Origin of the sequence: Mycolicibacterium brumae (genome assembly GCF_025215495.1) — a bacterium.
Taxonomy (GTDB): domain Bacteria; phylum Actinomycetota; class Actinomycetes; order Mycobacteriales; family Mycobacteriaceae; genus Mycobacterium; species Mycobacterium brumae.
In genome coordinates this window covers 2886243-2909591 of record NZ_CP104302.1, presented here as the reverse complement: position 1 = coordinate 2909591, position 23349 = coordinate 2886243, and the positions used below count along the sequence as shown (strand labels likewise).

The 23349-nt window shown below is 62.8% G+C and carries 18 protein-coding genes; 12 read left to right on the top strand and 6 right to left on the bottom strand.

The window, feature by feature from the left end; translation table 11 throughout:
* The first annotated feature begins 13 nt into the window (after positions 1–13).
* From L2Z93_RS14175 to L2Z93_RS14165, 3 genes are read left to right on the top strand one after another with little or no spacing between them, the layout of a single operon-like run.
* Positions 14–3217: a helicase-related protein gene (locus L2Z93_RS14175; protein ID WP_099541394.1), complete on the top strand. Its 3204-nt coding sequence runs from the start codon at positions 14–16 to the stop codon at positions 3215–3217.
* Entirely contained in the window at positions 3214–4950 is a 1737-nt protein-coding gene (gene drmB, locus L2Z93_RS14170) for an MrfA Zn-binding domain-containing protein (protein ID WP_090593824.1), read from the top strand. The genes L2Z93_RS14175 and drmB overlap by 4 nt, the downstream gene beginning before the upstream one ends.
* A 41-nt stretch (positions 4951–4991) precedes the next feature.
* On the top strand, positions 4992–7160 hold the full coding sequence (locus L2Z93_RS14165) for a UvrD-helicase domain-containing protein (RefSeq protein ID WP_090593842.1): 2169 nt from the start codon (positions 4992–4994) through the stop codon (positions 7158–7160).
* Positions 7161–7170: 10 nt separating this feature from the next.
* On the opposite strand, the gene L2Z93_RS14160 is transcribed toward L2Z93_RS14165, so the two are convergent.
* The gene (locus tag L2Z93_RS14160) at positions 7171–8493 is read right to left on the bottom strand and encodes an McrC family protein (RefSeq protein WP_162562048.1); all 1323 of its coding nucleotides are present in this window, start codon (positions 8491–8493) and stop codon (positions 7171–7173) included.
* Between the two features lie 2 nt (positions 8494–8495).
* Positions 8496–10592, bottom strand: a complete 2097-nt coding sequence (locus L2Z93_RS14155; protein WP_128111821.1) for an AAA family ATPase — start codon at positions 10590–10592, stop codon at positions 8496–8498.
* 151 nt (positions 10593–10743) lie between these two features.
* Between L2Z93_RS14155 and L2Z93_RS14150 the strand changes: the two genes are divergently transcribed.
* From L2Z93_RS14150 to L2Z93_RS14140, 3 genes are all read left to right on the top strand, one after another.
* On the top strand, positions 10744–11379 hold the full coding sequence (locus L2Z93_RS14150; protein WP_090593817.1) for a cutinase family protein: 636 nt from the start codon (positions 10744–10746) through the stop codon (positions 11377–11379).
* 179 nt (positions 11380–11558) lie between these two features.
* Positions 11559–12278, top strand: coding sequence for a hypothetical protein (locus tag L2Z93_RS14145; RefSeq protein ID WP_260575425.1), 720 nt, complete (start codon positions 11559–11561; stop codon positions 12276–12278).
* Positions 12279–12599, top strand: a complete 321-nt coding sequence (locus L2Z93_RS14140; protein ID WP_090593812.1) for a hypothetical protein — start codon at positions 12279–12281, stop codon at positions 12597–12599. It begins immediately after the preceding gene.
* 14 nt (positions 12600–12613) lie between these two features.
* Here the strand turns inward: L2Z93_RS14140 and L2Z93_RS14135 are convergent, their stop codons facing one another.
* A complete protein-coding gene (locus L2Z93_RS14135) occupies positions 12614–13264 on the bottom strand; it encodes a uracil-DNA glycosylase family protein (protein ID WP_090593839.1) in 651 nt (216 codons plus the stop codon).
* Between the two features lie 234 nt (positions 13265–13498).
* Between L2Z93_RS14135 and L2Z93_RS14130 the strand changes: the two genes are divergently transcribed.
* Together L2Z93_RS14130 and L2Z93_RS14125 are read left to right on the top strand one after the other, a co-directional pair.
* Entirely contained in the window at positions 13499–14122 is a 624-nt protein-coding gene (locus L2Z93_RS14130) for a GreA/GreB family elongation factor (protein WP_162562047.1), read from the top strand.
* 181 nt (positions 14123–14303) lie between these two features.
* A complete protein-coding gene (locus tag L2Z93_RS14125) occupies positions 14304–14471 on the top strand; it encodes a hypothetical protein (RefSeq protein WP_162562046.1) in 168 nt (55 codons plus the stop codon).
* 424 nt (positions 14472–14895) lie between these two features.
* Here the strand turns inward: L2Z93_RS14125 and L2Z93_RS14120 are convergent, their stop codons facing one another.
* The gene (locus tag L2Z93_RS14120) at positions 14896–16461 is read right to left on the bottom strand and encodes an SIR2 family NAD-dependent protein deacylase (RefSeq protein WP_090593807.1); all 1566 of its coding nucleotides are present in this window, start codon (positions 16459–16461) and stop codon (positions 14896–14898) included.
* A 253-nt stretch (positions 16462–16714) separates the two neighbouring features.
* Here L2Z93_RS14120 and L2Z93_RS14115 point away from each other — a divergent pair, with 253 nt between their 5' ends.
* The 3 genes from L2Z93_RS14115 to L2Z93_RS14105 all read left to right on the top strand — a co-directional run bounded on the left by L2Z93_RS14115 (position 16715) and on the right by L2Z93_RS14105 (position 20978).
* A complete protein-coding gene (locus tag L2Z93_RS14115; protein WP_090593803.1) occupies positions 16715–17554 on the top strand; it encodes a hypothetical protein in 840 nt (279 codons plus the stop codon).
* Between the two features lie 109 nt (positions 17555–17663).
* Positions 17664–19538: a serine/threonine-protein kinase gene (locus tag L2Z93_RS19315; protein ID WP_090593800.1), complete on the top strand. Its 1875-nt coding sequence runs from the start codon at positions 17664–17666 to the stop codon at positions 19536–19538.
* A 63-nt stretch (positions 19539–19601) separates the two neighbouring features.
* A complete protein-coding gene (locus tag L2Z93_RS14105) occupies positions 19602–20978 on the top strand; it encodes a hypothetical protein (RefSeq protein ID WP_090593797.1) in 1377 nt (458 codons plus the stop codon).
* A 45-nt stretch (positions 20979–21023) separates the two neighbouring features.
* Here L2Z93_RS14105 and L2Z93_RS14100 read toward each other — a convergent pair whose 3' ends face one another.
* On the bottom strand, positions 21024–21509 hold the full coding sequence (locus L2Z93_RS14100; RefSeq protein WP_128111820.1) for a hypothetical protein: 486 nt from the start codon (positions 21507–21509) through the stop codon (positions 21024–21026).
* Between the two features lie 75 nt (positions 21510–21584).
* Positions 21585–22283: a hypothetical protein gene (locus L2Z93_RS14095; protein WP_090593792.1), complete on the bottom strand. Its 699-nt coding sequence runs from the start codon at positions 22281–22283 to the stop codon at positions 21585–21587.
* A gap of 36 nt (positions 22284–22319) precedes the next feature.
* Here L2Z93_RS14095 and L2Z93_RS14090 point away from each other — a divergent pair, with 36 nt between their 5' ends.
* Positions 22320–23336 (top strand): ADP-ribosylglycohydrolase family protein, encoded by a 1017-nt coding sequence (locus L2Z93_RS14090; protein ID WP_234786301.1) that lies wholly within the window; start codon positions 22320–22322, stop codon positions 23334–23336.
* The last annotated feature ends 13 nt before the right edge of the window (positions 23337–23349 follow it).

Genomic DNA, 23349 nt, shown 5'->3' with positions numbered 1-23349 from the left:
GGGGCAGGCATAAATGACGAATGATCTTGCGCAGAAGTATGAGTTCAGGGATGGACTCATCGATCAATTGATCGGGGATCTGGTTGGGCCGGCGAGTGGGGTTGAGGAGGTCATCACAGACCTTCCGTTGGACCGCTACGTCGTAGGCGTCTTGTGGCCGGTGGACGGCGAACTGCAGGAGGCTGCGGAACCCGACAGCGGGGAGGCCGATGAAGAAAGCGATGGTGATAGTCCGATCTCTCAGGCGCTCATGAGATATCCGACATCGATGGGCCTAACCTTCTCCGTCGACTTGTCGCTGGCGACGAACGTGCAGATTGCTGTTGCTGCTGCGAAGTACCTGCCGTCTGGACGTGATGCAGTGGAGGCGGGAGGCGAACCGTCTCGCATGCGACGTGGGGCCAAGCCGGACGCATGGCGGAGGCAGCCATTGGGCCTCGAACCTGTCGAGTGGAATGTTTCTGCGCCTGGGGCGAGGAGAATGGAGATCGCGCCAGGACTGGAGCTGTACGTCCTGGCGCGCACTCCGAAGAACGGTCGGGTAGCTGTTTCGGTGGCTCTGCGAAACCTGTTGGAGGTGCCGAAGGGCGAGTTCCGTGACGGATACGCCTGGTTCCAGGTGGGCTTGGAGATCACATCGCCTGAGCAGGCGATTGCAGATCGCTCGTCCTATGGGGTTCTGAGCGATGATGCCGATCTGCGGACGGCGGCGCTGTTGTATCGCAACGCGCGCGTATACGGAGTGGGCCACGGCTGTGCCGCCGAATGGGGCGGCGAGTCACCAGGCGAGACCGTTGGACGGGTGGCGTCCACCTTCGTGCCCCGACAGGAGGTGGCCAGAGCGAAGCCGGGCGCACTCAAAAGCGATGTCGATCTACGGATGTCCTTCCTGAGCACAGCATCGGATCAGCAGCTGGCAGAGAATCTCGGAGGTCTGGTCGTCGAGTACCGGGCCTGGATTGAACAGCTCAGTCATGATGTGACCAGGGGCGTGGCGGGTGTGGAGCCAGGTCTCTCCGGTGTTGCGGGCGAGCATCTGCGGAAGGCTCGGGAGGCGGCAGACCGCATTCAAAGTGGAATCGACCTCGTGGTCAGCGACAAGGACGTCGGCCGTGCCTTTCGGCTCGCCAATAAGGCGATGCAGACGCAGCGAGCCCGGCAGGATTGGGTGCGCGAGGGTTCCGTGGGTGCCGTGCCGACCGGAGTCGATCAAGCTTGGCGGCCGTTCCAGATCGCCTATATTCTGTTGAACCTGCCGGGCCTGGCTGATGCAAACCATGAGGACCGGGATATCGCGGACCTCTTGTGGTTCCCCACGGGCGGCGGCAAAACCGAGGCGTATCTCGGCTTGGTGGCTTTCACGATCCTGCTTCGTAGAATCAGGGATGATGGTGCGTCCGGCGTGGCCGTTATCATGCGGTATACGTTGCGGCTGTTGACGATTCAGCAATTTGAACGTGCGACGATGTTGATGTGTTCGTTGGAGCGGATGCGAATCTCGGAACGAGATCTGGGACACAGACCGTTCTCCATCGGTCTGTGGGTTGGCGCCGGGGCAACACCGAATACGCTCGTGGATGCGCGGAAGTCACTCGACGCACTCAGGGGCAATCAGGAACTCAATGAGAAGAATCCGGTCCAACTCACCCAATGCCCCTGGTGTGGGCAGAAACTGGATGTATCGAACTACGAGGTGTTGAAGCGCCCCGAAGAGCGACTCAACATCGCCTGTCGCAACGGTGCGTGCGACTTCGGCGGTGGTCTGCCGGCCTACGTCGTCGATGAGGATGTCTACCGTGTGCGCCCGGAGCTCGTTCTCGGCACTGTCGACAAGTTCGCCCAGATGTGCTGGCGCGAGGACGTACGGAAGCTGTTCGCGCGTGACGGAGTTGGCTCGAGACCGTCATTGATCATCCAGGACGAACTGCACCTCATCTCTGGTCCGCTGGGCTCGATGGTCGGACTGTATGAAACGGCGATCGACGCCGCTTGTTCCGAAGTGACGCCGGAAGGCGTGGTGCGTGGACGGCCGAAGATCATTGCATCGACGGCGACGATCCGTCGCGCGGATCATCAGATCAAAGCGGTGTTTCGTCGACGAGCCGAGCAGTTTCCTCCGCCAGGCGTCAATCCCGACGAATCGTTCTTCGCTGAGCCGGCGTCAAGGGATCAACTGGGGACCAGAGAGTATGTCGGCGTCATGGCCCCGGGAACGAGCCATGCCACGCTCCTGGTCCGTGTTTACGCTGCACTTCTGCAGTCCGCCCTCGACCTGCCCGGAGGTGATGCAATCCGTGATCCCTACTGGACGCTGTTGGGATACTTCAACAGCCTTCGAGTACTTGGCAGCGCCAGTCTGCAGGTCCAGGATGACGTTCGGGACAGGCTCCGGGTTGTGGCGGGTCGAAACGAAGTCTCGCCGCGGGAGATTCGACCGCCGGAAGAACTCACCAGTCGAGTTCCCTCGGCGGAGATCCCGGCGAGGTTGAAAGGGCTCGAGGACGATGTCGCGTCCGGTAGAGCCATGGACGTGGTCCTGGCGACGAACATGATTTCGGTCGGTGTCGACATCGACAGGCTTGGACTCATGGCGGTGATGGGGCAGCCGCAATCCAGCGCCGAGTACATCCAGGCGACCAGCCGGGTCGGGCGAAAGCATCCCGGACTTGTGGTCACGATCTTCAATTCCGCTCGCTCCAGGGATCGTTCGCACTACGAAAACTTTGTTCCCTTTCACCAGGCACTGTACCGAGCCGTGGAAGCTACGAGTGCGACACCTTTTGCGGCTCGTGCGCGCGACCGTGCGCTGCACGGCGTACTGGTTGCTCTTACCCGAGTCCTGGTCGACGACCTTGCTCACGACCGTCAGGCCGGACGGGCGTCTGAGCGCTACGACGAGTTGGCCCAGATCGGGGAACTTCTCGCGGAACGTGCGCGCGCCGTCACGGGCTATGACGAGGCCGAAGACGCCCGCAGGCAGATTGACGACTTGATTCGGGTGTGGACCGAAGCGGCCGACGTGAACCCGGAGATGCTCTACCGGGACAGCAAGGACTGGGACAGTTCATTGCTCATCCCCGCCGACACAGCGCTGGCCAACGTCGAGGGCATCGAGTACAACACTTCCGAAACACCTTGGCCCACACCCCAGAGCATGCGGGATGTTGACGCCGAGAGCGCGCTATTCCAGATTCCAGCCAGGAAGGTCCCGCGATGACTGAGGCGAAGGTTCGACGTAGTCAGCTGCTGAGCACGTACGGTGTCGGTGGTCTGTTCCCCTCGGAGTCAACCAGCTTCATGATTGCGGGATTGCACGAGTGGAAGGTTGAGAAGGCCGAAACGATCGAGGAGCCGCGTCTGGCCAGGGCTCTCGGTGTGTCGGAACTCAAGGCACCCCCGGCAGGCGGTAGGCGGGATGTTCCCGTCATCCGGTATCCATACACCCAGGTCTGTCCGAAGTGCCGACGGATTGGGCCGTTGTCCAAGCTGTCCAAGGACTCGATCAAAGCCCGGTGCAAGGAGGACGGGGTTGACCTGAACCCCTTTCGCCTGATTGCCGCGTGCCGCAATGGGCATGTGAGCGAATTTCCGGTTTTCGAATGGCTGCACAACGACCAGAAGGAAAAGATCCGTTCGGAAGACCACGTGATGAAGCTCAATGCGCTCGGTCGAACGTCATCACTCGCGGATCTCACCCTCACATGCGGTTGTGGCGTCGATGACCGCAATCTGGAAGGTGCGATCACTGCCGGATCCTTGGCGGCATACGGACGCTGCCGGGGCCTTCGGCCGTGGTTGGGGCTTGATACCCACGAGGATTGCGATCAGATTCCTAGAGTTGTTCAGCGCGGTGCGTCCAACGTCTGGTTCCCGGCGGTGCGCTCTTCGATCTCAATCCCTCCGTACTCGGAGGCCCTCGCCAAGTTCGTCTCCCGCGAATGGGATGTGGTCAAGGACCCCGCAGCCGTAATCCCGCCGGTGCTGAATGGGCTGGCCGCAAAATCGAAGGGCCGCTTCACTGTCGAGCAGATCAAGGGTGAAATCGACAGACGCCACGGCGAGTTTGACGGAGACGATCCGGTGACCGAGGAGATTCTCCGTGCTGATGAGTTCAAGGCGCTTGTCGAAGGTCGCGAAGAAGGCGACCTGGGATCAGATTTCGTTTGCCTCCATCGCGAGGTCCCAGCCGGGTTTGAATCGCTGATTTCGGCGGTTCGGAAGGTGACCAGGCTGCGTGAAGTCCGTGCTCTACAAGGGTTCACGCGTCTCGACGGTGCGCCGGACCCATCCGGTCCGGTTCAGAAACTGTGCGCGTTGTCTCGTGATCGGGAGTTCTGGCTGCCCGCCATCGAGGTAATCGGCGAAGGTGTCTTCATGGCTTTCGACCGACCTGCACTTGACAGTTGGGCTTTCGGTGAATTCGCAACCGAACGTCGACGCCTGCTCCAGAAGACTTCTGATCGTGTTTCGGCCGATTACAACCGCGACAAATCCGAAGTCGACATCGTCAAGGTTGCCATCCACACGTTGTCGCACATCATCATCGACCAGTTGTCGCTCGACGCCGGCTACCCTGCTGCCGCTTTGCGTGAGCGGCTTTTCGTCGACGAGAGGATTGCTGGACTGCTTATCTACACCGCAAGTTCGGATTCGGCGGGCAGCTTGGGCGGAGTGGCCTCGATGGCGGAACCTGAGCGTCTTGGTGCGGCTCTCAGCGAGGGCCTGCAGAGGATGTCGTGGTGCTCGTCGGACCCAGTTTGTATCGAGTCGGTGAGTTCGGGATCTGGTGGACTCAATCTCGCGGCATGCCATGCCTGCGTGTTGGCACCCGAGACCTCCTGCGAGATGAACAACTCTTTCCTGGACCGTGCCCTCCTGTTCGGGACACACGACGAAGGCGGCGAGGGGATGGGTCTGTTCAGTGAGTTTATCGAGCGTGCGCAGTCGTAAGGATGATGCGGTGCAAGGCGTTCCACCGACAAGGAGTGGGGATGAAGGTTGAAGTCGTCCTTCACGAACTGTTCCATAAGTCTTCTTCGGGGCTAGACGCCGGTGTTCTGAAACGCATGATGCAGTTCCTCGAGAAGATCCAGCAGGACCCCGAGGCTCCTGGACTGGATTTCAAGCAGCCGAAAGGCGCTGCGGACAAGAGGGTTCGAACGGCACGCGTGACCGACAATTACCGTGCTGTTCTGGTGAATGCCGGTGCGAGGGAGGATATTTCACGGTTGTACCTTGTTGCGGTCAAGCCACATGACGAGGCCTACAAGTTCGCTGAGACCGTTTCGGTCGGAGTCAACAAGAAGGTAGGCGCAGCTGAAATCTTCGACCCCATTGCCGTTTCTACCGCAATCGAGAATGCTCGCCCGGAGGAAGCCGCAGCCCCGATCGTCCCCGCCACCGTAAGTCAGGCAGACTTGGAACGATTCGGTGTGTCTCCGGACGTAGCTGTCGAGCTGAAGAAGATTGCAGACGAACACGCTCTGTACCATCTGGTTGATGCGCTCCCCGTCAACCAGGGGTTCGCGATCCTCGAGCTCGTCAGCGGCAAGGATCCGCAGGATGTCTGGAGCGAGCTCCTGGCCCAGTCTCCCGGCGCATTCGATTCCGATGATTTTCGTGCTGCTGCCGATCGCGAGGTATCCCGCGCCAGCTTCGCTCCCATCGACACCGATAATCCTGATGAATTACTGGCGATGCTGTCCGGCGACCTTGCGGCATGGCGAATCTGGTTGCACCCCCTTCAGCACAAGCTTGCGCGGCACGAGGGCTGGAATGGCCCGTTTCGGGTGACCGGTGGGGCCGGGACTGGGAAGACCGTCACTGCAGTGCACCGAGCGCGATTCCTCGCTAATCGCCTGAGCGCGGCCGGAGCCGACGCGAAGGTCCGCGTGTTGTTCACCACGTTCACAAGGAACCTGGCGAACGCGATTGAAGTTCAGCTTGTTCAGCTCGCGGGCCCCGGAGTCACTGACCGCGTACACACCACCAACATCGATGCCCTCGCTCGCGCGGTGCTGGCCGGAACCCCCGGTGGTCGAACTTTGGTGAATTCGATGAAAGTTGTTTCGAGTGTCCAAACGAACGAACTCTGGAGGATCGCTGCCCGCGGATGCATCGGAGAATGGGACCATCGGTTCCTCGAAGATGAGTGGTCCTACGTGGTCTTGGGGAACGCGATAATTGACGAATCTGGGTACCTTCGTGCGCCCCGAGCTGGGCGGTTGGTGCGGTTGAGCCGTTCCGAGCGGGTCGATGTATGGGCCGCGATCGAGAGGTTTCAGAAATTGATGCAGTCGCGGAAATTGACGACCTTCACGGAGATAGCCGCGAATGCGGCGGCTGCGTTGACAGCAGACCAGAGTTTGGCGCGGAAGTTCCGGTACCGGCACGCAGTCATCGATGAAGCTCAAGATCTGCATCCCGTCCATTGGAATCTGCTGCGGGCACTGGTCCCGCGAGATACCGACGACATGTTCATCGTGGGGGACGCTCACCAACGTATCTACGGTAAGCCTGCACCGCTTTCGCGGTTCGGGATCGAAACCCGTGGTCGATCACGTCGCCTTACGGTGAACTACCGGACGAGCCGAGAGATCCTCGAGTGGGTCCTCTCGATCTCGCCGGCTGACATCGACGATCTGGACGCCGGCGCAGACAGTCTGGTTGGTGCGCGATCGGTTTTCAGCGGCCCTGCTCCAGAGCTCTTGGGCTTCGAGTCCGTGTCTGCGGAGAACAACGGCTTGATCGCGAAGATCAGGGACTGGCAAGTCGAGGGCGTTTCCGCTTCGGACGTCGGCGTGTTCGTGTACGAGAGGAATGATGTCCGCGAGGTAGCCAGTGCGCTTAACGCCGGCGGAGTCGCGGCATCGATTGTGGACGGGGATACCGATGAGACACGGTTGGGCGACGTCGTTCGTGTGATGACGATGCACCGCGCGAAGGGGCTGGAGTACAGAGCTGTTGCGCTGGCCCGGCTCGGGTCTACCTCGTTCCCGCCCGCATACCTGAGTCGACTGGCCGGCCTCGAGCGCGACCAGGAAGAGCAGAAGGTCCTGCGGGTGCTCTACGTCGCCGGCTCGCGGGCGCGCGAGCGCCTGGCCATCCTGTGGACCGGAAAACCGTCACCGCTGCTGACTGGAGTCAAGTGCGGCCATTGACGTTCGGTGATCAGACTTGGGTCCACCTTGGGGAAATGGGTTGCCTGAGGATTTCGCGAAGGAATCCGCGAATCGCGGCGTAGGTCAGATCGGGGTCGTGTCGACGGAGCGCCGACAGGACTGACGGCACGTCCACCCCGGTGCTCAGGATGCGGGCGGCCACCGCAAAATTGTTCTCCCGCTGGATGCGAATTCTGGGCCCCGGCTCGGACGATGTTGCAGGGAAGATCAGTCCCGCGGTCGCCTGGTCCCGATCTCCGCCGAGAGCGTATGCGTAGAGGAAAGTTTGATAGATATCGTCCGCGCTGATCTTTTGCTCGCTGTATAGCTTGTACTTGACGTCAACGGGGTAGCGGTTGCCGGCATGGTCGTTGATGACTAGATCGGGCCGGATTCTTCCGTAGGTTTTGCCGGTTCGTTCGTTGATCACGACTGCGCGAAAGGACTCTTGTGGAGAGACCGAGAACTCGGTTCGTTTCAGCGCATCGGTCACCAACCGGGTGATGAACCGCTCAAAAATAACATTCATGTCGATCAAGAAGGCATCCACCTTCTGCGCGGAAGTGTCGAGCAGATTGTCCAGGGTGAGACCCTGTATCACCAGGGTCGCGAGTTCGTGCGCACGCCGGTAGCGCTCGTTGCGGCGGTTGTAGCGGATTCTGCCGGTGTACCAATCGATTCGATGCTTAGGCGGATCGCAGACGGAGGCGAACAGGCGCACCAACGTCGCCAAGTCCGCACGCAATCCGTCGCTTAGGGCGTGTGCCGAGGCCGCGGCGAGCGCCTGCGCGAGAATCTGATTGTCGGGGATGTCACCGTCGTACTCGTCGTAGCAACATTCGAGGCGATGGACGGTTCCGTACTGCCGCATGAACTGTTCTCGAGTGCGCAGGCGGCCCCGCATGACAGGCAGAGTCTCTTCGGTCTGTCGGTAGTCTCGGTTGAGGCCATCCCGCGCTAGTCGATTCGTCTCCTCAACGAAAAGCCGCACGATAAGTTCGAAAAGATCTCTACCAGAAGCATTCAGCGTGGCTTCCGGAATCCGTTCAAGGAGCGAGATCCCTGCGGAGTACTCGATCATCTCGACGACGCGTAACGGGCCGCCGACGATCTTGGGAACTACGCGAACATCAACATTGGAGAACTGTGCGACACCGACCCACGAATTCGCTTTGACCTCTGCGCGACCGCCTGCCAGCCACCGCACGTCGAGACGGGCTCCGAGGTCACCGCCACGGGATAAGCGCGCGGCCAAGCTCTGATCATCGCTCGTCGGTTTGCCGAACCGGACGATGCGCGATTCATATTCGGCGAGTTCGACGGTCTGACGCATGGCTAAGCAGATGCGCTGCCGAACTTGCCAGCCAACCGCCGGCATAGCTCGGCAGGGTCTTCGGCAGCATCCGAGATTCGCAGAGAGGATGAGTCGATAACGTCTTCGCCGAGCAGATCGGCGAGCGCGGCGTAGTCGTCGTAGAGATACTCCTGGAGCAGAGGGAGCAACTCGTATCGGAACACTGCGGCGAACTCTTCGGGACTGTCGATCACCTCGTCATCCTGGTAGAAGAGGGAATGCCCGATCTGTTTGTCTCGACCGAACTTTCGAGAAATCTCGTCGTTCAGTCCATCGAGGAAGGTATCCAAGGCAAGCGCTCCCGCGGTCCTTCCCTCCAGGAGATTGCTGTCGGGAAGCACCTCGATGAACTGAAATCGTCGGCGTAACGCGGTGTCCAGCAGGTGAATGCTTCGGTCCGCGGTGTTCATGGTGCAGATCAGGAACACATTGGGCGGCACCGAGAACTTGTCCCCACTTTGTGAAAGCTGAACGGTCATGCCCCGTTTGTCCTTTTCGATCAGGGTGATCAGTTCGCCGAGTATCTTGGGGACGTTGCCGCGATTGAGTTCATCAATCACGACGATGTAGGTGTTGGCGGGGTCGGCGTCCGCTGTCCGGCAAACCTTCTTGAAGATCCCGTCGGTGAGCTTCAACTGCAGCGTCCCATCGGTGGACTGTTGTGGCCGGAACCCTTCGATGAAATCTTCGTACGCGTAGGAAGGATGGAAGGTCACTCGGGTGACTTGCGCGCACTGCCTGCCATCCTTGGGCTCCATCAGCTGTTGTTCGCGAGCGCGAAGCGCTGCCTCGTCGCTCAATAGAGCATTCGCTTGTGAGTTGGCCTGCCCGCCGGCGGCAAGCCAGACGGCTGCGCGGCGCGCAACATACGTTTTTCCGGTTCCGGGTGGGCCGTACAGCACGGTTTGGCCTCGGCGTTTCAGTGCAGCTTCGATCTCGAGGCATTGCGGATCGTCGGCGATGGATCTGGGTTCCGCCGGGGTGCCGAGAATCTGGCGGGCCAGCGCGGGGGCAACCTTGGAGATGGTGGTGGTCGCCCACGCCTTGACTGGAGGGATCTCCCCGGCTTTCGAGGTGTCCCAATCGATCCCGAGGGTGTGACGGTACTCTGCGCGGTCCGGCCGCCACTTGTATCCAACTTCGTTCACAGTTCCGACCCCGAGGATGTCCTTGGTTCCTCTGTTGGCGATGACCTGGTCGCCTGGCTGAAGTTCCATGAGCGTCCACAGCTCGTTGGCCTTTCGGCTAACCTGCTGTTCGACCCCGTTGTAGGGGTAGAAGCTGCGGAAACTCTCCCGGAATTCTTCCTTGCTTCCGTAGTGAGACAGATCTCCGACCTCATCCCAACCGACGCAGATATAGCCGCCAGAAAGACAGTCCCGCCAGTACCGCCCCAGCTCTCCTGGGGCGATTTTCACCACGCGGTGGGACGTCGTCGGATTGTTCCAGTGGTAAACGAACTGGCCGAGTCCTTGCGTAGTCAAGCCCTGGAGTTCAGGGATATCGCGGAGGGCGGCGAGCAACTGTCGGTTCGCGCGGACGACGGTCGGCTCTGGATCCTTGGTGAGCGCGCGCAGAAAATGGTCGATATGAGTCTTGGAGGCCACTGGCGGAATGAGGTCGGGGAAGTACAGGTACAGCAGCTTGGCTCTCAACGCGGGCGCACTGGTCAGCACCTTGATATCGTCGGCGTCCTCGATACGACCGTGGTCCGCTGCGTCGAGCATCTCGACGAATCCGGTTCGGACGGCAGCCCAGGCCTGGTCGACATCCTCGTACTCCGTGGGGAAACGCCACCTTCCGTCCGCGGAGCGGAAGATCAGATGCTTGTACGCCGACCCTCCCTTCATGCTCCCTGCCGGCTTCGTCTTGTACTCGACCCACCAAGACACCGTGTCTTGGTTTGACTGCCCGAGCGCGTATTCCGACAGCGGCATCGTGCGCCATTCAGAAATGGGAAAGCGTTCGACGAACTCTTGTTGGAGCACGTCGGCTTCGTCGACGGTCGCTTTGACCGCGGCTCTGTCCCATGAGTTGAGTGCCGCCCGAACGCTGTCGCGTCTCGCTCTGTCGAGCATCGTGAGGCTCCTCCTTATGCTCCGGTCGATCAAGTGTCAACGATGGGTGTTCTCGGCACTGCTCGAATCGCCGTGTTGCGCCAAGAATCGAGCGGTGACCGCCGCGTTCAGGCCGCCTCGTAGCGCAGGGACGTCCGTACGATCGGTCGGTATGACTAGCAAGCTGATGTCCACCTTGGCGGTCGCGACCTTTGCCGCTGCCGTTTCGACAATTGCTGCGGCGCCGTCCGCAACCGCTGAGCCCTGCCCTGATGTGCAGGTGATCTTCGCCCGCGGCACGACGGAGCCGGCAGGGTTGGGCAGTGTGGGCGGCCCGTTCGTCGAAGACCTCAGGGCCAAGGTCGCGCCGCAGAGCGTCGTCGGCACAGCCGTTGACTATCCGGCCACCAATGACTTCGGCAACAGCGTTCCCGCCGGCACCTCAGCAGCTCGGGCGCTCATCGAGTCAACCGCGGCCAGCTGCCCGAACACCAAGATGGTGCTCGGCGGCTTCTCGCAGGGGGCCGCGGTGGTCCAGCTGGCCGCCAACGAGGCCACGGCGCAATCCGGTGACCACGTCGCGGCCAGCGCGCTGTTCGGCGCCCCGCGCAGCAGCTTCTCCAGCATGCTCGCCTCCGGTCAGGCACTGCCGAGCCTGGCTCCGCAGTACGCCGCCAACGCCATCGATCAGTGCAACGTCGGCGACCCGATCTGCTGGGAGGGCGGCATGGATATGGGCGCCCACGTGAGCTATGTGCAGTCCGGAAAGGTCGCGCAGGCAGCCGATTTCGTGGCCGCCCGGGTCTAGAGTGTCACCCGCCGTTCCGCGGCGACCGGATCGGACGGCACTGTCGGTGCCCTGATCTACCGTGTCCAACCAGCCGGTCATGTGGCCGGCGGGTCTGGGGGAACGTCATGGGGAAGAAGGGCAATAACAGCGCAGACGAAGCTGCGCTGTTCGCGGTCGGCTCATTCGTGGTGATGGTTGTGGGCGGGATCGCCGCCGCGATCGCCGTCGTGCCCAAGGAAGTCGGGGTCGGCCTCGGGATCCTGGTGGTCGTCGGGGTGGTGATCGGGCTGGTCGTCTGGACCAGTGGTGAGCTCGGGAAGGAACGGGCCGCCACGGTCCAGCGCGAGATTCCCGCGTCCGTCATGCGGGGCAATGGGGACAAGGAGCGACAGCACCGACGTGAGCTAATCGGCCCGCGGTACGCGGAGCGATTCAACGTCGCGTTGAAGGCCGTCGAGCAGATCTCCACAACCGAAGCCGCCCGCGACGGGTGGCTCGGCGAGATCGACTTCAGCGCCGACCTGCGCTGCACCTTCGACGATCTGCAGCGGGCGATCGCCCTGCGCCGGACCGCGAAGAAGCTGTCCGAGCTGGCCGAGCCGTCCGAAAGCGACCGCCAGATCCTCAAGGACGCGAAAGCCGCTGCGTCGAAGATCGACCGCATCGCCTTCGACCGCATCGACCTGATCAAGAAGTGCGCGAGCGAGGCCCGACGGATCGACGAGTCCCTGGCGAGAGAGCGGGAGTCGGCGCGGACTGCCGACGAGCGTGCGCAGTTGAACGGCCAGTTGCACGGCATGCTTTACGGAATCGCGAAGGCCCCGAGCGTTTCGCCGGCAGACTCCGGAGCTGAGCGGGTCATGTCCCGCGTTGCGGCGTACCAGGAGATAAAGACACTGATCGAGCAGGGGGCTTAGGTGTACGACAGCTACGAACAGTCCGTCATCGAGTGGGCACACACCTACGACGGCTACAGCAGGATCGCCGGGGGACCTGACCACCTGTGGACGCAGATCGAGCCGTTGAAACGTGCTTATGACCAACACGGTCGTGTGCCCGAATGGGCCGGTGTCGACCTGCTGCGCGGGTGGGCGTTCTACATCGTGCGGGCGCACCGCCATGGGGGTGCCTGGGATTCGGTGTTCATCGAGTTCCCCGAGATGCGAAGCATTCTCGATGCGCTCAGGCAGCACCCGGCGGCGACGAGTCAGGATCTTCCGCCGGCTTCTGAATTGTGAGATGCTGCAAGCGGTTACTTCGGCGAAGCCTTGTCCTTGAGTGCGGCGGCGGTCGCTTCGTAGGCTTTCTGCTGTTTCGCTAAGCGTTGCTCGGGAACGGGTGGCTTGGCCCACAGAGCCTGGGGGCTGGGGTGAATACAGCCGACCACCGTCAGACTGAGCTCGGTTTCGATGTTCGGTCGGCGTTTGAGAACACGCTTCCACACATTCTCCGCGTGCCGGCCCTGCAGGAGAACGACGCGCAGGTCGGGAAGCAGGCCGATGAGCCTGCAGAGAACGTCGGCACCATCCTCCAACTGAGCAGCGTTCGGAGCTTTGGCACTTTCGTGGATGTACCAGGGATAGGCGTTCCACGGGAGTACGTCGCGGGGGTCGATGCCGTACTTGGTGAAGAGGTTGGCCTGTCGTTCGGCAGTCGGGTCGTCGTTCTCGACGCACAGAAAACCCGGTCCTTTGCCCTTCTTGGTTGCAGGCCCCGGGTCGCGGAGCACGCTCAGGACGCGGGCGTCGACTCCGCCGTGCATCGGGGCGACTTCAGGCAGCCATTTGCCCGCGTCTTTGTCCTGGAGGCTGGCCACGAATTCGTTGATCCGCTTCATGTGCGGGTCCGTCTTGTTTTGTTCCTGCTGCGTCCGGAACTCGGGGTCAGCCATCTTGCGTGCCATTGCTAAATCCTGGCACGAGGTCATTTGATGTCCGCAGTCTGCCGTTGATCTCATTGTCGGTGGTGAGTCGTACCGTGGCAGGAGAGCAACGCCGCAGGAACTGAAACTCGGACTGTTTCGGGATTGAAGGGAACCATGAACCTACCGAAGCGCGCGATAGCTGCGACCAGGGCTGTGTTGCTCCGCGCTGCGTACACCCCCGGCGCGGTGATTTACCAGTCCAGTCTCGTGAACATGCTGGAGCAAGCCGGGGACGACCGCCCTTCGATGACCGCGCTGCTCAAGGCTGTGGCCGATGAATGCAGTAGTCGCGGTGAGCCGCTGTTGCCTGCGCTGTGCGTGGATGGTGACCGGCCGTGCGGAGCGTTCATCGCCTGGCTGCGTGACAACCGTCAGGTGCCGGCGTCTGAGGCTGGGCAGGTTGCGGCATCGGAACGTCGAAAGTGCTACCAGAGTTTCGGGAACGCGCAGTCTTGGGGTGATCCCAATGGGGATGAGCCGCGGACGCCGGCTCAACACGGTGGTGCCAGCGAGCGGCGCTTTCAGAAACGTTTGTGGCGTCAGTTCTGGGAACGCGAGGAGCTAGACAAGCGGATCGCAGCGGAGGGGGTCGTGCTCTGTGGGGCCAGGGTGACGGTGAGTTTCGGCGGGGCCCCCGAAGAAACTGAAGCCGTGGTGTACCGACTCGAAAAATTACCGGATGACGGACCCGAGATCGTCACCGACAAGCAACCGCTGGGCGCGGCGATAGAGGGTGCCCGGGTGGGGCAGGTTGTCACGGCCAAACTTCCTGCGGGCACCCGCAGAATTAGGATCCTGTCAGTTGAACCGGCATCAGCGAGGGATATGGCTCCCTGATGGGAGGGTGGCATGGATATGGCTGCCCACGTGAACTATGTGCAGTCGGGAAAGGTTGTGCAGGCAGCCGTTTTCGTGGCAACCGAGTTTAGGGCTCGGCCGCCGGCCTGGGAGTTTTCGGCGAAGGAAGCGCTGTCGGAACGTCCTGCCATACTGCGGGCTCATACCGGAGGAGGCAGTAGTGGCAGGTTACATGGATCTACATGAGAAGCAGTTCCAGCTGATGATGAGGTTGTGGCGCGAGGAGAACCCAGGCTCGGAGCCCGATGGCTCGACGGAGGAGCGCCTGCGGATCCAGGCGCGGATGATTGTGGACGACGTTGCCCGCGCACAGAGCTACGAGCGATGAAATGAATCGCCCGGTGAACCCGACGGAGCGGTCTCGGGAAGTAGCCACCGTGGCGACCGCAGCGATCGGCCTGTCAGGCGGTGAGATCGATCCCTACACGCGGCAGCTGATGGACCAAATATGTGAAGGGACGATCAGCGCTGTCGATGCTGTGGCGGCGGTAGTTTCGAGGTTTGTCTCAGGGCTGTCAGGTGACGCGAAATGGGAGCCCACGTGAACTATGTCCAGTCTGGAAAGGTTGCGCAGGCAGCCGATTTCGTGGCTGCCCGTGTATAGCTGAATCGGACGGTGCTGACCGGCTATTCGAACGTCCGGACCCCGCGCGGGCGGCAATCGACGGTGATCTCCACGTCGCCACGTCGGACAACCTGCCGCGACGAGGTCCTTGCGTTCCTGCGCTGGCGGCAACACGAGATCGTGGCGACTAGCCCGACGATGGGCCTAACTCGTTGAGGAACTCACGGACGATGTCGGCGACTGTCCCGGGTGAGCTATCCGCCGTTTGTTGTGCGAGTGCGGTGAGAGCATCACGAAGGGAGGATTCGTCATCGGTGAGATCGCTATAGGTCTCATCCAAGAAGAAAGCGGCAGATGTGGTCGACAGATACCCGACGAGGTCGAGGAAGAGCTCAAGCTCCCTTGCTGCCTTTGGGATGTCGAATGGCTCTGCCGTGGTGATCGGCATGATCTCGAGGTCGCCTTCCCACAGCTGTCGCTCAAACTGGTTGTCCCGCAGTGTGAGCACGACGCCTTTGCCCACCTCGGATGTGCGATCTCCACGAGCCGCCCGCACCTCCTCGATGAGTTCGTGGAAATCTTCGTCGCTCAACGAGTATCCGACGAACACCATCCGGCGCGTCAGTAGCAGGCCTTGCACCAGGCCCATCAATGCGCCGTAGCGCCTTGGCATACTCAGGTAGTCCGAGCGTGTAAGGATCATATTCTCGGGATCGTTGACCGAGCCGTGCAGCTTGAGAAGGAGCCGCCCGCCCGCGTTGCGGGGATCCGCCGGGAGTACCGCGACTTTCTGACCGTCGATGCGTGAGGCGGCCTCAAAGAGCGAGTCAAAGTTGGTGGTGACGGCTTCTTGGCTGGGCAATGAAGCCAGCAGACCGTGTTGTAGCGAATAGCGTGAGTGCTGTTGAAGCTGATGCGCGACAATGCTTTTCAGGGAAACGCTGTCAGCACCCGGTTGCGGGGATGAGGTCCTGAGGCGGCGTTCAATCAGTGTGGCCCGATCTCGGTAGTCGATCTTGGCGAGCTGCTTTCGTTCGTCGGCGTCGATTCCCGCGGCGCTGGCCGCGGCATCCAATAGTGAGCTCCAGATCGGCAGGCCGGCACCGGCACTGGCGCCTGCGCCGATGAATAGCACGAGGTGTCGCGCGATAGCGTCGTCGGCCAGTCGTCGGGCGTAGGTGGTGAGTTCAGGATTCGCGGTGGCGTCGAACTGCCAAGCGGTCGCCAACGACTCGTCGTCGGTGCCGATCAGTTTCCGGCGGGCGCGCTGCGCTGCGGAATACGGCTTGTGGCCGTAGGTAACGAGCACGATGTCCACGTCGTGCTCGTCGGCGAGAGCAGTCAACGCGCCTACCAGGCCCTTGATGAGATGGCCCTTTCTCTGCTCGCCCCCGCCGCGCCCTGAGCCCACGACGTTGACGGCGAGTCGGAACTTGGGTGATGGGTAGATCCGGTGGCCATCGAGTCCGGCGATTGCTTGGGTGATGAATTCCTCGACCGTCGGCGCGTATGAGGCAAAGTCCGAACCTTTTCCGGGGCGGCCCACTCTGCCGAGCCAGATCTGCGGTTGACCGGGAACCGCCGAGTACAACTTCGCTAGGTTCTCGCCCCAGTCGACATCGACGTACTCCCGGTCGTCGAGAACGTAACGCCATGGACTCTCGACACGGCCGGCCACGTCGGTCGGCACGAGAATCGCATCGCATGCAAGCTTGGTCAGGTCTCCGTTGACGATGAATAAGTGCCCGCCCATGCGCGGAACTCTAGAGCGAGTCATCGTCTGGGACGCGCGTCTCCGCGGATGACATCGTTCGGCCCGATGAATTGAATGCTCGCGCCAACGGCGTCACCTCCAGTGGTCGGACAACTCTTCGATCAACTTCGCGTCCGCTCCCGGGTCGCGGCCTACCAGGATCCGGGATTGATCGAGAAAGCTGAGGTCAAGGGCCGACTGAGAGGTTTCAGCAGGCTCCGAACTTGTCGGTGCCTGCTGGGAGAATTGGCACATGGGGGAAGAGTTCAATGAGGAACGCGAGTTCGTGGATTCGGATGCCCGGTTGGTCCACCGATTGAATGGGCAGCCGGTTCATCGAGTGCATGGGCGTCCGTGGGTGGACGCCGTCATCACCCTCTTGCAGCCGAGGTCGCCGTATCGGCCGTGGATTATCGCAGCCGATGTTGAGCCGGGTGATCAGTTGATCGTCACGCTGGATACAGATCCCGTATCGGTGATCGCCGGAGTCGCCACGGTCGGCGATGACGCCGATATCCAGACGGCGATCGAGCGGATGCGCGCCGACCAGATTGTGGAGCTGACGAGCCTGGAAATGCTGTGCGGGCTGGACGACTGGTTGTCTTGCCTGAAGAAAAGCTGGACGCGGCTGGCGCGCGCAAAGTTCGGCCACAGCTCGTTGGCGGCGGCGCGGACCTTGCTGAGCTCCAAGGGGCGTTGCGGTGCCTGCGGGGTTTTCCTGCCGCTCGCGGGGAGCATGGCGCGCGATCAGTTCCACATCCACACCACCGACCTTTTCGTCGACGGTGGAGCCGAACCAGGGCTGTGGGACTCATACGGCGATCGCGATGAGGTTCAGGACTGGCCGGCTGTGTTGTGCATGGGCTGCCATGAGTCGATGCGGTCCGGGGGATTCGCCAGCTTCCCCCCATTCCTATTCGCCAGGCGACCGGAGTGCCCAGATTGTGGTGAACGACGCACCGAGACACCAAGGTTCGGGTTTCCGATCGGCGGGCCGTTTGAGGAGCCGTGGGTCGCCACCATGGGATGCGTGGTCAGAGAGCCGCGGCCGGATTGGGTTTGCGGCGAGTGCGGTTACGAATGGCGAGTCTGACAGAAAGTTCATCCAGGCCCATCACGTTCTACGGCGGCTGCGGCCGCAGCTGTCAATAGCTGACTCCGTTCGTGACGCAGTTGTCAGTGCGGGTCGCTACGCTCCGACCATGCCGCTAGGGGACGGTACGACGTTTGCCGGATACACGATCGAGCGCAGGCTTGGCTCCGGGGGGATGGGTGAGGTCTACCTCGCCCAGCACCCTCGGCTGCCACGGCGTGACGCTCTGAAGGTGCTGCGCTCGGACATTTCGTCCGACCCTGATTACATCGAGCGATTCAACCGGGAAGCCAATCTCGCGGCCAAACTGTGGCATCCCAACATCGTTGGCGTCCACGACTGCGGGAAGTACCGCGGCAGACTGTGGATCTCCATGGAGTTCGTCGATGGAACCGACGCCGGTCATCTGCTGCAGCAGCACCCCGACGGTATGGCGACCGAAGAGGTACTCGACATCGTCAATGGTGTTGCCGCTGCGCTGGATTACGCGCACGGGCACGGCTTCGTCCACCGTGATGTGAAACCGTCGAACATCCTGATCGCTTCGGCCGCAGACGGCCGAGCGCTGCTGGCGGACTTCGGCGTCGCCCGCGACGTCGCGGACCAAGACTCCGCGGGTCTGACCGCCACGAACATGACCGTCGGCACCACGGCCTACGCCGCCCCCGAGCAGCTGATGGGCCTCGAGATCGACGGGCGAGCCGACCAGTACTCGTTGGCGGCCACGGCCTATCACCTGCTCACCGGCGAGCAACTGTTCCCGCACACAAACCCGGCGGTGGTGATCAGCAAGCACTTGAACGCCCCGGCTCCGTCGCTCAGCGGGAACCGAGCCGATCTCGCACCACTTGACCTGGTTCTGGCCCGCGCGTTGGCGAAGGACCCCGAGAGGCGGTACCCAAGCTGCGTGGAATTCGCTCGGGCGCTCCAGAACGCGGCCGAGGACGTTCCCGTCGCGCCGTCCCCGAGTTTCAACACCGATGAAACGATGATCGCGCCGGTCGCCGTTGCCACCCCGCCGGTGCCCGCGGCTTTACCATCCGAGCCGCCGATGCCATCGCAACCGGATGCCCCGTCGGCCCGCCGGATCAACTTCCTTTTGGGGGCGACGGTCATCGCGCTTGTCGCAGCGCTTGGTGTGCTGGCCTTCGTCGTGCTCAAACCTGAGGCTGTGAATCGGGACGCCGGCTCCTTCAGTCTCGTGGGCTCGGTGCGGCTGGCTTCCGATGTCGAGGAGAAGACTTCGGCCGGCTATGCCTGCGCGGGTGTGAACGACTTCGCAGACATCGGATCCAGCACTCCCATCCTGGTGGAGGACGAGACCGGAAAGCTCCTGGCGAAAGGCTCGATTCAGAGCAGCAGTCGCGTCCGCGAAGCGTGCCTTCTCACATTCGAAGTCTCCGATGTCCCGGCGGGTTCGCGGTTCTATCGGGTGCAGATCGGCCAGCACCACGAGATGAGCTACACCGAAGACGAGGCCAGGGCCGGCGTGGAGTTCATGCTCGGCGAGACCGCGCGTCCAACCCCTACAACGTCGGCCGAGCCGTCCAAACCCGCGCCAACCCACACCGTCACGGTGACCCCTGGGCCCAGTCCAGAACAGCAAGCCCTGGCTCGGCTGCAGGCGATCGCAGCCGAAGACGGACCCGTTGTCGCGGTCAATCTCGCGGACCGCTGGATTCCTCAAATCAGTTCCAAGCGTGTGGGGTTGGTGGCGAAGGGGATCACCTGGAACAACGAGGCGATCCTTCGAGAACACCTGCGACTGCGCAGCATCTACCCGGCCGTGAAGCTGCTGTGGTCGGGGGACTGGTCGACCTTCGACGGGCAAAATTTCTGGGTGACCGTGGTTGGCGTGTGGTCGTACGACTACGACGACATCCTGTCCTGGTGCACCGAGGAAGGATTCGATCGGGACAACTGCATCGCCAAGTGGGTGAGCATGACGCATCCGGTCGAGGGAAGCACGAAGTTCAACCCCTGACGAGGCGTTGAGCCGATACTATTTTCCTGTCTTCGGGCCCGATGGGCGCGGGGAGGGGGCCAGATGGAAGCCGAACTCGAGACGCCCGTCGGCGCCCCGGAGCAAGTCGCTGAGGACGAGCCGGCAAAGGCCAAAAAGTCCAAGAAGCGGAAGAAAGCCAAGAAGTCCGAGGCTCCTCCCGTATCCGCCCTGAACCACATGACGCGGCGGACCCGGATGCTGCTGCTGGCCTGGTTGGCGATCACCGCCGCCATCGCGTTGGCGCTGGCAATGTGGAACGCCTCGCTGACGCAGAGCAGCTGGGATCTGGTGGGGACCGCGCTGCTGCTCGGCATCGGCGTCACCTGCGTGCTGGCCACCGGGGCGGTCATCAGGAATTCCCACAGTGCCGCGCTCGTCGCCCTGGCCAGCCAGATCTTCGTGGTGTGCCTGGCCGGCTACTTCTGGATGGTCGACCTGCGCAGCCCGTTCGGTCAGATGCGCGGTGTCACGGGCGTCGCCCTCGCGGTGGGCGCCATCGCCCTGTGCTGGGTCGTGTACCTGAGCAGATACGCGGTGGGCGCCCTGAGTAAGGCCGGCGTCGTCGTCGTGGCGCTGTTTCCCCTCGCCGGGCTGGGACAGTTCTGGATCCAGAATCAATTCCTGCCCAACAGCTCGATCCCGTTGGTCGACGTGACGACCGAACTCGTCGCGCTGGGATCGACCGGGCCGATCATCCACCTACAGGCCACGACCACGCTGCACAACCGGGGGTCGTTCCAAGTCGACGTGGCTGCCGGGCTGACCCGCATCGTCACCTACCCGAAGACCACGCTGCACGAGCCCGCCACCCCCGAAAATGTGGCCTCGCACCTGAATCCGGTCGGAAGCCAGATCAGCAGCTATCGCGAAATCCCGATTTCTCCTGCCGAAGCGCGGTTGGTCTTCGCCCGGGCCGGAACGCTCGGGGGTTACCTGCCTCCGGGGTCGACGAGCACCACCACCGCCGTGATTGACATCGACTCGCGCGATGTCCGATTGGTCAGCCTGGACTCCACCGTCGTGGCCATCACCCACCGATCGGTTCGGGACACCCGCACCTGCTATCCACCGCAGCGGAGCCTGACCCAGGACCCGGAGGGATTCTTCGGAGAATCGATGGAAACCCACGACTTCGTGGACGGTAAGACGCTGTGCGTCGAGCTGCAGCTCGCGTCCCGGGGCGCCGTCGAGGAATTGGTATTCGATAACCCGCTGCTGCGCGTCTACACCATGGTGCAGGCGCCGCCGGGCATGGTCGCCCCGTTCCTGATCCCGTTCTTCGGCACCCAGGAGTCGTTGGACGACCCGATGTCCGCCCTGGGCTCATCGACGAGGATCGAGAACGCGAACCCCAGCAGTGTTCTCGGGTCCAGCGCTGAGTACGCGCCATCGGACGCCGACATCACCGCCGGCGGCTGATTGCGCTCGCATGATCTGAAGCGCTGTCAGGCAAGGGGTTCGTCGCTACCGGAAAAGACCGTCGAAGGGCTCGTCGACCAGCGCGTCATTGGCGACGTCGAGACGCTGCGGACGGGACGCGCTCGCTGGATCCGTCGTCATCTTCATGATCAGTTCGGCCGCGTCCAAGCCGAGGGACGGAAGTTTCGCCACCGCAGCTGCGATTGCTTCCTTTTCGCCGACGTGAGCGCCGGTGGTGTCGAACTCGTTGACCAGGGCCGCCGACGCCCCGTTGTCGGTGAAGAGCTCGACCGTCAGCTCGGACAAGCCCGACGCCGCCAGCCACGGCCCGTTCACGGTGATCGGGGCGCCGTCGGCCACCGCTGTGCGGATGAAGCCGTAACTGCGGAACATCGGCGACGGTGGCAGGTTCGCGTTGAACTGCAGGTGCATCGCCAGCGATGTCTGCGCGAGGACGGTCGCGCTCGGGGTGCGTGTAGTGCGCGGTGGCCGTGTGGCCCAGGTCTTCACGGTGTCGGTGTAGATGATCACCACCCGCCCCTTTCCCACCCCGAACTGCATTGTCGCACCGGTGATGTCGCAGCGGAAGTGGCCGCGTCGTTCAGTTCACGCGTCCGGCCCCAAAATCGCATTGCGCTTCGCCCGGGCGGTCGCTCGCCGCCGCGGAAAGCGATCGGTGATGCCACTCATCGACTGCGCAGCCTTGTTGAGTCTGTCGACAGCGGACTCTAGGGTGTCGGCGGTCGGCATCAATGTCTCAAGCGCGGGTTGCAGCCGGCTCAGAATCTCGGCGACCTCGGTGATCTGGTCCAGCGGTCCGTTCTTGGCCAGCATCTTGTCGATGACGCCTTCCTCGGCGAACAATCGCTCGACGATGCCGTCCTCGGCCAGGATGCGCTCCAGTGCTCCCTCCTCGGCGAGCAGCCGATCGGCCAGCCCGCCCGGCGCCAGGATCCGCTCTAGCGAGGATGTTCCTCCCTTGGAGGCGCGCTCGAGCAATCCGGTCAGCAGGTCGACGACGCCGCCGGGGGCAGTCAACTGATCTGCCGGCCCACCACGGGCGAGCATGCGACCCAGTGCGCGGTCACTCTCGGTCAGTTCGGCGACCCGGTTGGCGCCGACGATCGCGCCGCGCACGGGCAGCAGTTCGGTGATGGCGTCATGGGTCGTCGGGCCCTGTTCGCCCAACGACTGCTTCACGGCGCCGAGCGCGACCGTGGCGACTTCCAGGCCGGCGTCGGCGACTTTGACGCCGACGCGGATCGAATCCACTACCCAGCCGGAAATGCGATCGCCGATGTTCACCCGGCAAGTGTATGGCCCGATGTTCTGCCACCGACATTGTCCGAGGCGCTGTCTATGGTGGCGACACGACCGAAGGGGGAAGCGATGTACGACAGAATCCTGACTGCGGACCAGCGTGATCGCGCGGTGGGCGTCCTGCTGGGAACAGCGGCCGGCGACGCGCTGGGCGCCGGATACGAGTTCGGTCCGCCACGCCCGGATGACTACCCGATCGCCATGATCGGCGGTGGCATCGGGCCGTTCGCTCCGGGGGAGTGGACCGACGACACGTCGATGGCCATCGCGATCGCCGAGGTGGCCGCCACCGGCGCCGATCTGCTCGACGACGCAGAACTGGACCGGATTGTGCGGCGTTGGCACGGATGGTCCCGCAGCGCCAAAGACGTTGGCATTCAGACCCGTTCGGTGCTGTCCGCGTCGGCGCACGCTGGAATCGGAGCGGCGTCTGCGCGGCAGGCGGCCGCCGAGCACCATGACCGGGCCGGCCGCAGCGGCGGCAACGGATCGCTCATGCGGACTGCGCCCGTCGCTCTGGCCTATCTGAGCGATGAGGTCGGCCTGGTCGAGGCTGCCCGGGTGGTGGGCGAGCTGACGCACTTCGACCCCGAAGCGGGCGACGCGTGCGTGCTGTGGTGTCTGGCGATACGACATGGCGTCCTCACGGGTGAAATCGACGCGCGCATCGGACTGGGTCGCATCGATAGCGACCGGCGTGAGCTGTGGTCGGAGCGCCTGGATGTCGCCGAGCGATCCCGGCCGGCGGACTTCACCAAGAACGGGTGGGTTGTGCACGCCCTGCAAGGCGCATGGTCGGCCATCGCCACAACTCTGGATGCCGGCGGCAATCACCTGAAGTCGGGTTTGGAGTCGGCCGTTCGCGGTGGGCACGACACCGACACGGTGGCGGCGATCGCCGGGGGACTGCTGGGCGCGGCCTATGGCGTTTCAGCGGTTCCGGTGGAATGGATGGAGATCCTGCACGGTTGGCCGGGCATGGACGCCGCCGGGCTCGCCGACCTGGCCGATCGGATCGTCTCGTCCCGGGCTTCGTGAACTACGGCGGGCG